The 12813-nt window shown below is 43.6% G+C and carries 11 protein-coding genes; 6 read left to right on the top strand and 5 right to left on the bottom strand.

Annotation, left to right across the window (positions count from 1 at the left end; genetic code table 11):
* The 3 genes from F6K46_RS34060 to F6K46_RS34050 form a co-directional block, all read left to right on the top strand.
* Positions 1-183, top strand: a 183-nt coding sequence (locus F6K46_RS34060) for a hypothetical protein (protein ID WP_293117823.1), incomplete at its 5' end; no start/stop codon positions are given.
* Between the two features lie 285 nt (positions 184-468).
* Positions 469-927 (top strand): helix-turn-helix domain-containing protein, encoded by a 459-nt coding sequence (locus F6K46_RS34055; protein WP_229415266.1) that lies wholly within the window; start codon positions 469-471, stop codon positions 925-927.
* 194 nt (positions 928-1121) lie between these two features.
* Positions 1122-2516, top strand: a complete 1395-nt coding sequence (locus tag F6K46_RS34050; protein ID WP_293059706.1) for a transposase — start codon at positions 1122-1124, stop codon at positions 2514-2516.
* A gap of 94 nt (positions 2517-2610) precedes the next feature.
* Here F6K46_RS34050 and F6K46_RS34045 read toward each other — a convergent pair whose 3' ends face one another.
* A complete protein-coding gene (locus F6K46_RS34045) occupies positions 2611-2739 on the bottom strand; it encodes a hypothetical protein (protein ID WP_269086980.1) in 129 nt (42 codons plus the stop codon).
* 308 nt (positions 2740-3047) lie between these two features.
* Here F6K46_RS34045 and F6K46_RS34040 point away from each other — a divergent pair, with 308 nt between their 5' ends.
* Together F6K46_RS34040 and F6K46_RS34035 are read left to right on the top strand one after the other, a co-directional pair.
* The gene (locus F6K46_RS34040) at positions 3048-5000 is read left to right on the top strand and encodes a ShlB/FhaC/HecB family hemolysin secretion/activation protein (RefSeq protein WP_293059702.1); all 1953 of its coding nucleotides are present in this window, start codon (positions 3048-3050) and stop codon (positions 4998-5000) included.
* Positions 5001-5359: 359 nt separating this feature from the next.
* Entirely contained in the window at positions 5360-8368 is a 3009-nt protein-coding gene (locus F6K46_RS34035; protein ID WP_293059699.1) for a CHAT domain-containing protein, read from the top strand.
* Positions 8369-8395: 27 nt separating this feature from the next.
* Here F6K46_RS34035 and F6K46_RS34030 read toward each other — a convergent pair whose 3' ends face one another.
* From F6K46_RS34030 to F6K46_RS34015, 4 genes are all read right to left on the bottom strand, one after another.
* Complete coding sequence (locus tag F6K46_RS34030) at positions 8396-8581, bottom strand: hypothetical protein (RefSeq protein ID WP_293059696.1); 186 nt, start codon at positions 8579-8581, stop codon at positions 8396-8398.
* Between the two features lie 4 nt (positions 8582-8585).
* A complete protein-coding gene (locus tag F6K46_RS34025) occupies positions 8586-9986 on the bottom strand; it encodes a CHAT domain-containing protein (RefSeq protein WP_293059693.1) in 1401 nt (466 codons plus the stop codon).
* A gap of 298 nt (positions 9987-10284) precedes the next feature.
* Entirely contained in the window at positions 10285-11352 is a 1068-nt protein-coding gene (bchI, locus tag F6K46_RS34020) for a magnesium chelatase ATPase subunit I (RefSeq protein WP_293059690.1), read from the bottom strand.
* A gap of 75 nt (positions 11353-11427) precedes the next feature.
* Entirely contained in the window at positions 11428-12192 is a 765-nt protein-coding gene (locus tag F6K46_RS34015; RefSeq protein WP_293059687.1) for a DUF429 domain-containing protein, read from the bottom strand.
* Between the two features lie 254 nt (positions 12193-12446).
* Here F6K46_RS34015 and F6K46_RS34010 point away from each other — a divergent pair, with 254 nt between their 5' ends.
* A complete protein-coding gene (locus tag F6K46_RS34010) occupies positions 12447-12662 on the top strand; it encodes a hypothetical protein (RefSeq protein ID WP_293059684.1) in 216 nt (71 codons plus the stop codon).
* Positions 12663-12813 lie beyond the last annotated feature (151 nt).

Here is a 12813-nt window from a genome sequence, read left to right as displayed (position 1 = left end):
CTTGTACGCGGGGGTCGGGAGTGGGGAGTCGGGAGTGGGGAGTCGGGAGTGGGGAGTCGGGAATCGGGAGTCGGGAGTCGGGAGTCGGGAGTGGGGAATCGGGAATCGGGAGTCTGGAGTCGGGAATCGGGAGTCGGGAGTCGGGAGTCGGGAATCGGGAGTCGGGAATCGGGAATCGGGTAAAAAAAATTAGCGCTAGATAAATTTGGCTAAAGTATAGCGCTATTTTAAGCTCATCACTTAATCAACCCAAACATCCCTTAAAGCTCATAAAAAATTAGCGCTAGATAAATTTGGCTAAAGTATAGCGCTATTTTAAGCTCATCACTTAATCAACCCAAACATCCCTTAGCATGTATAAAAACTAGCGCTATATAAATAGTAAAGTTTTGTAAAAAAATAACACAACCTGAAATTAATGTGTTAGCTTAAATATAAGGTTAGCGCGATAGTAAAGGGGAACAAAAGATGAACCAACAAATGAACCAACAAGCGAAGATCGTCGGAACTACCCAAGCAGCTTTTCTTCTAGGGATTTGCGTCCAACGAGTTCGGCAACTTCTCAAAAATGGCAGAATTAAGGGCGCTCAAAAAGTTGGCAGATTTTGGCAAATTCCCCTATTTAACGGCTTGCCTAGGGTCAGTCCTGGTCGCCGTGGACCCAAGGGAACCTGGAGAAGAGGTTTCCAGAAGGTGGCGAGTTACATCCACGTCAACCAGAACGTCATTAAACAAAATAAAAAGTACGACACCTACAATCCTGTGCTCACTGTCAAACAAGGCAACCGCAACACCTACGGTCATTATGTAGAAATCAAGGGTCCATCTCGGTTAGTCTATCAACCCAATTCTCCCAAGGATTGTGGAGCTACGGTGTGGCTAGAAGTTGACCCTTCTGTCGAAATTCTCACTAAAGTGTTTAGTTAATTGCAGGATGGGTATTAGCTTGTGGCATCCCAGATGGAAGCTGCTTGAACAAAAACGCGACGCATTCCCCCACCTCGTTCAGGTGGGGGTTAAGGAGCGACAATAACAATTGCAAAAAAATGGACACTAATAAGCGATTGTCGTCTTGTATTTTGTAAGCTAAGATATTAACTATAAAAGATTTTGTTGAGCCAGTGAAAACGCCAAATAAAATTATAAGAACTGATAAGTGGCGACTCAACCCAACCCCAGATCAAAAGGAGCTGCTAGGGAAAACGGTTAAGGTATATCGCCACGCTTGTCAGTTTTTAGTTGGTATTATTTACACTCACTGGTCTAAACTGGGAGAACTGACGGCAGATCAACTAACTCCGGCTGTCGAAAAGTTAATGCATCAAACAGCTAAACGTCCTAGTATCAAATACCCTCAATTCAATAAAGCCTTTTATAAATTTCCTAGCTATCTACGTCGTGCTGCGTTCGCGAAGCGTCGGCTACGCCGAATCGCATTCTCCGCTGGTCAGGTTAGCAGTTTTGTTACTCGTTATTACGATTGGCAATCAGGAAGCAGAAAAAGGAAAGATGCTAAGCCTCCAAGATTAAATGCAAATACCGGTTGTTATCCCTCTCTTTACAAGGGGCAATGCTATAAACTACATGAATTTAACAAGGTAGAAATAAAGGTCTTTAACGGCTCTGATTGGGTTTGGACTGACGTTAAAATTACTGGGTTAAGAGAGCGTCACTTGGTAACGTCCAATAAAATGATGTCTCCTTCACTAGTGATTAACAACAGGGGGTGTTACCTGTCAGTTCCATTTGCCTGCAAGCCAGAAAAAAGAAAACCGGAGGCCAATGTTACAGCAGTTGATTTGGGAATCAACACAACAGCCACGATAGCAGTTGTAACTCATAGCGGCACTGTAATCCATCGTGAATTCGTTCACCCCGGAAGAGACATAGACCGCCGAGACAAAAGACTGAAATCCGTATCTACGCGGGCGTCCAAAACCATGGGTAAAGGCGGAAAACTTCACAAAGGATTCTGTTCTAAAACCTATGAAAAATGCCGAAGAATCAATCATCAGATAGGCCACATTGTCTCTAAGCGAATTGTTGAGGTTGCTAAGCAGTTCAACTCTGTTCGCGTAGCGTGGCCTACGGCCTTAGCCATCGTGTTTGAGAATCTTAAAGACTGGAAGCCAAAAGGCGGAAAGAAACGGTCTAACCTTCGACAAAAATTCCATGGATGGCTAAAAGCTAAGATTCGTAATTTCACCGAAATGAAATGGTCGGAATTAGGAGGCAAGGTAGTAGAAATCGTAGCGGCTTATACCTCGAAACTTGCTTATGATGGTTCTGGCACAGTAAAGAGAAACTCAAAAAAATACTCTCTAGCGACCTTCGCCTCAGGTAAGTGCTTTAATGCTGATCTAAATGGAGCTTACAATATCGGTGCTAGAGGTGTTTTTAAACTCGTTCGTAGAAATAGCAACGAGGGTCGTTCCAGCAAAAGATCTGGACGACCGCCTAGAAGCTGGGCTTGCTTGTGTGACCTGTGGACTAGCGGTAGTTCAAGGTTAGCATAAGACACCACCACCTCGGGCGAAGCCCGACGCTACGCGAACGGCTTGCCAGGTGGTGGAGCTTCATATGTGTTGGCCTTCGGCGTTCTCTTGGTCTTTAGGCCAGGCTACAGGAACGGGTAGGTTTAAATTTGGCAAGTAGACAACTGCGGTCAAGTTTACTGTATACCAAAGGGAACAGGGAGTAGGGAGTAGGGAGTAGGGAAAAGGGAACAAAAATTCTCACAATTCATTTAGCATTGGTATAGTTGGTTTAATGTTGTTGGCAAACTGTTCAAATCAAACAGTAGAAATGCTTCACTCAGAGTAGCGGACGCAAAAGTTATCCCTAGATGATTCGTAGATATACTTACTTGTTAAATTCAGCGGACGCAAAAGTTATCCCTAGATATACTGATAGATCTACAGATATATTACATTAATTGTCAATTTCTTCTCTTACTCTTGACTACTGTTCGTTTTATTTGTCACTCTAGCACCAGGAAAGCTAATCATAGTTATTACCTACTAAAAACATTTACGATATGGTAAGTAATGTTTAGATTTGTTGCGGTAGTCAGGAGTTCATCTTTGTTAACCTTGGGTGCATTAGCAGTTGTCAGTAGCCTAATTTTAAAACCGTTAGAAGCTGGAGCTGCTGTTAATGATCAGAGTCTAATTTTCGTAAAGGATTCATTACCACAGGAGCCAGTGCTAATTCCAGAGAACTTGAACAAAGGGGATAATCAGGTTTTAGGGAGCGACACTGTAAGAAATTTCAACACCATGGGGATTAACCCACTCCTCAGTCCTCCAGCCCCAGCAAAAATTAGTCAAGCCCTACCTCCAAACCTACCTCCGGGTATAGAGCTGCCGGAGGATCGGCTGCCGGATAGACCCCCCTCTCTGGAACCAGCGCCAGAACCCCAACCTCCCCAGAAACTTCCTCCTGTGGACGAACTTCTTGACCCATCTGCTCCTAGCCCTGATCTACCGGATGAAATTCTGGAGGACATTCCAAAACAAATTTTCATTAAACGGTTTAATATTATTGGCTCAACGGTATTCAGCCAGGAAAAATTAGCGGAAATTACCGATCGTTTCCTCAATCAACCCATCTCCTTCCCAACATTATTTAAAATCAGGTCTGAGATTACCAAGTTATATGATGATGAAGGATACGTTAACTCTGGAGCCTATATCCCACCTCAGCAACTTGAAGATGGGATAGTAACCATTGAGATTATCGAAGGGGAATTAGAAGATATTATTGTCAAGGGTCTGAGTCGGCTTAATTCTAATTACATCAAAAGCCGTCTTGCGATCGCTACCAAGAAGCCTCTGAATGTAAGGCACTTACTACAAGCCTTACAAATGCTGCGACTTGACCCTTTAATTGCCAACATCTCAGCTGAACTGTCGGCGGGTGTTGAGCCTGGGGAGAGTTTGCTAGAAGTAACAGTAACTGAAGCGGATACCTTTAGCACCCAAATAACATTAGATAATGGACGCTCTCCGAGTGTAGGAAGCTTTCGGCGTCGTCCCAAAATTCGAGAAGGCAATTTACTGGGATTGGGAGATGCCTTAGAATTCAACTACACCAACACTGATGGTAGTGATACCTTTGATGTTAGCTACACCCTACCGATTAATCCCCGTAATGGTACCCTGCGCCTCGCCTATGGGACAACCTCTAGTGAAGTAATTGAGCCTCCTTTTGATGATATAGATATTGACTCAGAATCACGCTTTTATGAAATAACCCTTCGCCAGCCTGTATTCCAAACTCCTACTGAAGAAGTAGCTATTGGTATAATAGGCTCACGCCAGGAAAGCGAAACATCCATCTTAGATACCCCCTTTCCTTTATCAGCAGGAGCTGATGATGAAGGCCGTACCCGGATTAATGCCATCCGGTTATTCCAAGAGTGGACTAAGCGCAGTGAGCAACAAGTTTTAGCAGCTCGTTCCCAGTTCAGTATCGGGATTAGTTCAGGAGATACTACTATTAATAGCGGTAGGGGTGAACCAGATAGCAATTTCTTCGCTTGGCGTGGTCAAGGCCAATGGGTAAGGCTACTGGCACCAAACACTATCTTATTAATCCGAGGGGATGTGCAACTAGCAGACCGAAGCTTGGTACCATTAGAACAGATAGGGATTGGCGGTTTAGAGAGTGTGCGGGGCTATCGCCAGGATCTGATTCTATCGGACAATGGTGCATTTATTTCTGCGGAGCTGCGTCTGCCAATTATTCAGAATCCTGATAGCGGAACTCTGGTGCAGTTGACTCCTTTTCTTGATTTTGGTACTGGCTGGAATAAAGAAGATGAAAATGATATTGATGATAATACGATCGCATCCCTTGGTCTCGGTTTGCGATGGCAGCAAGGAAATTTCCTAGAGGCTAATGTCGGCTGGGGCTTGCAGTTAGTGCCTGTTGACACTAGGGATAGAACCTTACAGGAAGATGGCTTCTATTTTTCGGTGATTTTTAGACCATTTTGATCAAAGAAATAAAAATTAACAATTAAAAATTAACAATTAAAAATTGCTATTAATATAGCGCTTATGATCATAGTTATCAGATGCAGTAATCGGAAAAAAAGACAATGGTCAAAAAAAGGATATATACCGTTTTGCTCTCGGTTGTAAATACACTTATTTTGGCAAGAGGCAAAAGGCAAGAGGCAAAAGGCAAGAGGCACCCACCCCTAACCCCTCCCAGGAAGGGAAAGATATCTGGAGTTTTGTGGGACAATCTAAAAAGACCTCTTAGGTTGATAGCTGAACTAACAACACATTATAGTGACATAGCTAGAGCAAATCGAAAATCCTTAGGGTTGAGGATAAGGAGGTGGATAAGGTTGCCTCTGATCGCTCTGTTAACAGCATTACTGTGCAATTTAGTCCCTCCGGTTTTAGCGAAAGTCCCACAAACGTTGAAAGTTGAAAGGTTGAAGGTTGTTCGCGAAGCGTGGCCTTCTGGCCAAGGGTTGAAAGTTGTTCGCGAAGCGTGGCCTTCTGGCCAAGGGTTGAAGGTTGGAAGGTTGAAGGTTGGAAGGTTAAAGGTTGAAGGGTTGAAGGTTGAAGGGGATATTGCTCTTAAACCTAATAACCTAAAACCTAATAACCTTAAAGCTGCTAATCTTGGCCAAAAGGCCACCCTACGCGAACAACCAAATAACCTTCAACCAAATAACCTTCAACCAAATAACCTTCAACCAAATAACCTTCAACCAAATAACCTTAAACCTGATAACGTTCAACCTGATCAGCTTAAACTTTCCACCTTACTTAAACAGGGGCAAGGTCTCTACGATTCAGGTAGATTCGCCGAAGCAGTAGATGTTTTAGAACAAGCTCTTGAGAGTAATCAAAATCAGGGAGATCAGCTATCAGAAGCGATGGTGTTGAGTAATCTCTCGTTGGCTTATCAGCAACTGGGATTATGGACTCAAGCCAAGAATGCGATCGCTAATAGTGAAAAACTATTGCGCTATATAAAACCGAGTGATAAGTCTACAGCATACTTACAAGTGCTGGCGCAATCCCTAATGATCAAAGGAAGTATTGAGCTTGGTTCATCAGACGCACAAGCAGCAATGGAAAGTTGGGAGCAAGCTGCGCTAACTTATAGTGAATTAGGGGATGAAGCTGGTCAGATTCGCAGTCGGATTAATATAGCGCAAGCCCTACAAGACTTAGGACTGTATAAGCGGGCGTTGAATCTACTCAATCAGGTCGAGGAATCGTTAATTGCTCAACCTGACTCTTTGAATAAAGCGGTCTTGTTGCGATCGCTTGGGAATATGCGTCAATTAGTAGGACAGCTGAGCCAATCCCGGAAAACCTTAGAAAAAAGCTTACAGATTGCCCGAAACTTATCATCGTCTCAAGAGATTAGCGCTACACTATTTAGTTTAGGGAATACAGCCCGGGCTCAGCTTAGCTCAGGGGATACAGGGCAGGCTCAGCTTAGCTCAGGGGATACAGCGCGGGCTCAGCAAGAATTAGACGAGGCTATTGACTACTATCAACAAGCATTTGACTACTATCAACAAGCATTCGATGAGTCATTAGATCCAATCACTAAGCTTGAAGCCCAATTAAATCAACTGAGCTTATTGATTGATACTAAAAGGATAAAGGAAGCACAAGCACTAATCCCTCAAATCCTGCCCCAACTGGAATCCTTACCTCTGAGCCGCCGCAGTATCTATGTGAGGATTAATTTTGCTCAAAGCCTAATGAAGGATGAAGTTAGAAGTATCAAGGATGAAGGATATGTTCAGACTTTAGCCAAGAGACTTCAGCCTTCGGTTAAAATTGCCGTTCAGCCTTCTTATGAAATTGCTAAAATCCTAGCTACTGCGGCACAACAGGCTAAAACATTGGGAGATAAGCGAGCTGAAGCTTATGCTATTGGTACTCTAGGTCAACTGTATGAGGAGAATCAGCAGTTGCCAGAGTCTCAAGACCTGACTCAACAAGCCTTAAAGCTAGCTCAGGAAGTCAATGCTCCGGATATTAGCTATCGCTGGCAATGGCAACTGGGACGTATTTCGACAGGGCTTGGGGAAGAGGAAAATGCGATCGCAGCTTACACCGAAGCAGTTAATACTCTCAAGTCTATACGGAGTGACCTAGTAGCTGTTAACCAACAGGTAAGGTTTACCTTTCGAGAAAGTGTAGAGCCAGTCTATCGAGAATTCGTGCAATTACTGCTCCAATCAGACAGCAGAAATTCTAATCCCGAGAACTTGGAAAAAGCGCGTGAGATCATTGAGTCACTACAGTTAGCTGAACTAGATAACTATTTTCGCTCAGCCTGCTTAAATGCTACTCCTGTAGTCATTGATCAAGTCATCGATCAAGCTGATACGAAAGCAGCATTAATTTATCCTATCATACTGCCAGAAAGCGTGGATATTATTATCCGCTTACCCCAACAAAAACTGCGTCACTATAGAACAGCGCTTCCCCAAGACCAAATTGAATCTACTCTGGAAGAACTGCATCACTTCCTACCCCAGCTTCATCGACGGAAATTTTTACCAATGTCGCAGCAGGTATACAATTGGATAATCCGACCGATTGAAGAGGATTTAGCTAACTCTCAAGTAGACACCCTAGTATTTGTGCTTGATGGAGCTTTGCGCAATATTCCCATGGCAGCACTTCACGACGGTGAGCAGTATTTAGTCGAAAAGTATAGTATAGCGCTAACCCCTGGACTAGATTTAATGAATCCCCAGCGCTTAGCAAGGGAAGATATCAGAGTGCTAACGGCTGGGTTATCTGAATCCCGTCAGGGATATAATCCTTTGCCATTTGTAGAAGTAGAGCTAGAGAAAATTAAGGCTCAAGTTCCTAGTGAAATCCTCCTCAATCAGGACTTTACTGAAACCAACTTTGAAAATTCTGTTGAAGCAGCTCCTTTTCCAGTAGTACACATTGCCTCCCATGGTGAATTTAGCTCTAAAGCTGAGAAGACGTTCATTCTGACCTGGGATAGTAAGATAAATGTTACTGAGTTGAAGGATTTATTACAAACAACAGACCTACGCCAACCCACTCCGATCGAATTACTCGTGCTGAGTGCATGCGAAACAGCAACTGGGGACAAGAGAGCGGCTCTGGGTATAGCTGGTGTAGCTATAGAAGCAGGAGCACGTAGTACCCTCGCTACTATTTGGGCAGTTAATGATGAAGCCACAGCGGCGTTAATGAATCGATTTTACCAGGAACTTACTGACAAATCAATCTCAAAAGCTGAAGCCCTCAATCGCGCCCAAAAATCAATTTTACAAAACCCAAACTATGAACACCCTTATTACTGGGCTGCTTATATCATGGTAGGGAATTGGTTGTAATAGCCATCAGCTATCAGCAGTCAGCAGTCAGTGGTCAGCTGATAGCTGATAGCTGTTCGCGTAGCGTGCGCGTAGCGCATAGGCTGATGGCTGTTCGCGTAGCGTGCGCGTAGCGCATAGGCTGATGGCTGATAACTGATAGCTGATAGCTGATAGCTGATAGCTGATAACTGATAGCTGATAGCTGATAGCTGATAGCTGATCTAACAGCAAGCTATTACCAAGGATTACCAACTACAGTAAAAGCCGCCCAATAATAGGGATGGGATAAATCTTCATAGTTCAGAGATGCTAGTTCTGGAGGTAACGATACATTTGGTCGATCAGTAACACTAGCCAAACTTACCTTTTGTTTCAACATCCCAATCTGAGCTTGTCGCAACGCTTCAGCCTTAATTGGTACAGTTTTAAGAGACTGGTAAAATTCATTCATCAGCACTAGGGTTCCACCATCGCTGACAGACCACAAACTAGCTACTGCTGACTTGACATTGGCGCGAACCGCTAATCCCGCAAAGCCTAACTCAGCCTCTTTATCCCCGATGGCAGTTTGACAAGCACTCAGCACCAATAATTCTACCGCTGGTGAGTGCCAACGTAATTGAGCGAATGTATCTAAAGTAAGTTTACTATTCCAAAACTGAATATAAGACTTGCTTGGTTTTCCCGCCTGGAAGTCTGAATGAGTTGCCAGGTGCAGGATTTGAAAATTCTTATGATATCCCAGTTGCCACTGTAGATTAGTTAGGGTAAAATCTTTATTGAGGAAAGATTTTCCTTGCCAGGGATATTGGGTGATAACAGATAACTCTACCGGCACAGCAGGTAAGGGATTGTGATCATTAAATTCTGATGCTCCCATAGCCAAAACTTGGGAATTTTTCAGATCACTATAGACAGTATCTGTTAATTTGAAGGCCGGAATAAGTGCTAAGCTATACTTCTGAACCAGAAACTCTTGGCCATCATGTAAAGCAGCAAAGGGCAGGTGACGTAACCCTCCACCTAGGCAAAAAATTAGATTATCGATACCTTGAGTTTTAAGGTATGGTTCCACTGGCTCAATCATCCACTGATAGAGTTGCTGAGCTACTGGTAGATAATCTTTAGTGTGTCTACGCATAGGATGAGTAATAGTTTGGATAAACTCTTGCACTAGACTCAACAGAGCTTGCTTATTGGCTGCGGAGACACGCTTGTGAATGGGCTTACCTTCTGGTGTAATTAATACCAGTTCTAGTTGGTGCGATCGCGGAAGCATGTAGATAAGACCAGGCTTTTGACCAGTTTGATTGGTGATTTTGCCAAGAGTATTAGCAATTTCTTTTACAGTGATGGATTGCTCAGGAAAATTGATGTCGAGGTGGTGCTGATATTGTTTTTCCCAAGTTTGTTCAATTAAAGGTACTGCTTTTACTACTTGGTTATTATCCAGGGCTTGTCCAAAGTTGGGGGGATTAACAGCTGGTGATTGAGCAATAGTTTGAGTAAGAGCATTGGAGCCAGTGTGGTTAGACATTGGTCTACTGACTTGTGCTTGCACCGAAACAGCACTGATAGTTCCGGTGAAGTGTAGTGTCGCTAGCAACCAGCTAAAGCTACTCGCTATTCCTTTCATAGTTACCTCACGGATAAAAGCAAACGTAAGTATTTAGGATTATCCTGACTAGGAGTAGCTGAAAGCTAAACGCTAAACGCTGAATACTTACGATCACAATGAGCACAATTGACAGCAGATGGCTAAAAAATCTAGCTGTCGCAATAGTCAATATTTGTGACAGCAATAGGTAACTGCAATCCTATTTAATGGGAATTAGGATTGCTAATTAGGATTGCTCTCTATTAGTTATCAGCCTTGAGTTAACTATTTATGCGAGAAAGAAAAATTATTTTAAAAAGGGTAGCGCTACAGTAACTCAATCTTCTTCACCTGCTTCAACCCCAAAAACACGGTTAAAAGATTTCAGCACCTTATATCCTGAATCAATCGACTCCAGGGGGTCTTTACGCAAGCGGTGCCGTAAACATAAGGTAATCACCCGGCGGATATCATCCACTGTAACTTCAGTTCGTCCTTCAAATGCAGCCAGAGCCTTAGCCGCACGATTAGTTACAATATCACCCCTGAGTCCATCCACATCCAGTTCTGAGCAAACTTCTGAAATATTCACCCGAAAGTCGTAGTCCATTTCTACTTCAGCAAGTCGCTCTTGAGCCATTACTATCTGTTTCTGTAACGCTTCTTGCTCAGTTTGGTGCTGTTCAATATATTGGTTGGGATTTTGATCAAACTCTCCCCGTTCTTCCACAATTTTGACTCGCAGCACTGGTTCTTTGACTGTACGGATTTCCGCGTGCATCCCAAAGCGGTCTAGTAACTGGGGTCGTAATTCTCCTTCTTCTGGGTTACCAGAACCTACTAATACAAAGCGAGCAGGGTGGCGAATGGATATGCCTTCCCGTTCTACAGTATTCCAACCACTAGCAGCGGAGTCTAGGAGTACATCCACCAGGTGGTCATCTAGCAGATTAACCTCATCGACATAGAGGATGCCTCGATTAGCTTTAGCCAGAAGTCCTGGTTCAAACGCTTTAACCCCTTCAGATAATGCTTTTTCTATATCGATGGTGCCACAAACCCGGTCTTCGGTTGCCCCTAAGGGTAAATCTATCATGGGAACTTTTTTCTTGACCGTTGTCCTAGATGCAGCTGCTCCATTACCATTGCCCATCCAGTCAGGTTCCTGAGGGTCACTGTTGAAAGGGTCTTCAGCAACTACATCGATTTCTGGTAATAAATCAGCTAAGGCACGAATAGTAGTAGATTTGCCTGTGCCGCGATCGCCCATGATCATTACTCCCCCAATCTTGGGATCGATCACATTTAGGAGCAATGCCAGTTTCATTTCTTCCTGACCGACAATGGCGGTGAAAGGAAACACTAGGCGGCGAGTAGTCTTGGGCGCTTGGGCAGTAGGACTCACTGGGATTACTTTATTGTTATGGTTGATTTTTCTCGACGATTACTATTTTGCCATAGTGCGTGCCTTGAGAGTTGATCAGTCTTTTCCGTTTCGACAGGGGGTAATAATATACCCAGTTGTTACATCTCCTAATACCCAATTAGATTCAGTTCCCCAATACCACCAGTAGGCTGCTACATAAGCGCAGATGATACTATCAAGCTGGTCTTCAGCAGCTTTGAGGGCTTTGCCGGTAGTGGGGATGTGGGGGAAAAACGAACTGCAAAGACTAGAAGTCAGGGGCGAGGATGAGAGGGAGTTGAGAGCAGGGGTAAGGGTGGGTAGGGTATCGAGAATATATTGCCGAAGTTTGATTAGTTCAGCATGTCTTTCCCTTAGTTTCCCTTTTTTGTATTTGAGAATGCGATTGAGGTTGAATAGCTCAACGATGGCGGGATGGGGGAAGACTTCGATTTGGTAGCGCCCTAGTTTTTGCGGAGTGATAGTTGGGGCATGGATAAATTGCCTTTGTTCTAGGCTCAGACCAAATTCTACAGTGCGCTGGGCGAAGGGGCGTTGAAGGTTGGCGGGATAGCACCCAGCATGATAGCGACCAAAGTATTTATGGGTCAGTCTATCCGGTAGACGCATTCCTGTAGGGTTGGGAATCAGGGTAGGAGCGTCTACTGCTACCATGGCGGGTTCTGGAGATGGTGACCAATGGTCTATCCAGTTCAGGATATCTGTTATTGACTGTTTCCGGTCTAAATCTAGCAGGTTTAGGGTGCCGTCAAACCAATCTAAGCAACAAAGACCAGTTGCTCCAGAAGTCCAGCCAAGGTCTATGCCTAAAAACCTCATAACTTACTGTATTTCACAAAAATTAATTAAATTCAGTAACTAATGTTACTTTTTGTGTTTTTATTTGGTAAATCTAGCTACTTTTTCCAAAAATTTTTGTATGATTCAAAATGTAAAGGATTTTAGTGCATAAAAAAATACCAAGTTGCCGACTGTCCCTGCAACTTGGCATGAATAGGAACAATGCACTGCATCCTCAAAGACAACAGTGAACTATCCCTATATTCGTACACATCTATTCTGAGGTTTTAGTCATGAGCATGCAAGAGCTTAGCAGCACAACCCAGTCTCATGTTGTAACTACACACTGGCAGCATCCAGTCAGGATGACTATGCTGATAGTTTTGTGCTCCTTGGTGATGGGCTTAGTGCCGTTTATGTCTATCTCAAATTTTTCCCAGACACAAACCCAGACTCCAATCACCCTTGGTGAGGCAGGTGTTTGGGAAACTCTAGGAGAGCGCAATTAAGATAAGAAGGAAAGGTTTAAACTTTTAACTTTAAACTTTTAAAAATCAACTAAACACTTTGAGCTTTTGTAAAATCGGTGTTCCTAATGGCTCTTGGTTGGGATTTTGCGATCGCATACTCTCAGTTTCACTGATGGGCACCAAGTTGACA

Origin of the sequence: Moorena sp. SIO3E8 (genome assembly GCF_010692445.1) — a bacterium.
In the GTDB taxonomy this organism is placed as follows: Bacteria; Cyanobacteriota; Cyanobacteriia; order Cyanobacteriales; family Coleofasciculaceae; genus Moorena; species Moorena bouillonii.
This window is presented reverse-complemented; position numbering and strand designations above follow the sequence as displayed.

What these genes read in the sequence shown, in the direction of transcription:
- F6K46_RS34055 (WP_229415266.1), top strand. Translation starts at nt 469, where the DNA reads ATGAACCAACAAATGAACCAACAAGCGAAGATCGTCGGAACTACCCAA.
- F6K46_RS34040 (WP_293059702.1), top strand. Translation starts at nt 3,048, where the DNA reads ATGTTTAGATTTGTTGCGGTAGTCAGGAGTTCATCTTTGTTAACCTTG.
- F6K46_RS34025 (WP_293059693.1), bottom strand. Translation starts at nt 9,986, where the DNA reads ATGAAAGGAATAGCGAGTAGCTTTAGCTGGTTGCTAGCGACACTACAC.
- F6K46_RS34015 (WP_293059687.1), bottom strand. Translation starts at nt 12,192, where the DNA reads ATGAGGTTTTTAGGCATAGACCTTGGCTGGACTTCTGGAGCAACTGGT.
- F6K46_RS34010 (WP_293059684.1), top strand. Translation starts at nt 12,447, where the DNA reads ATGAGCATGCAAGAGCTTAGCAGCACAACCCAGTCTCATGTTGTAACT.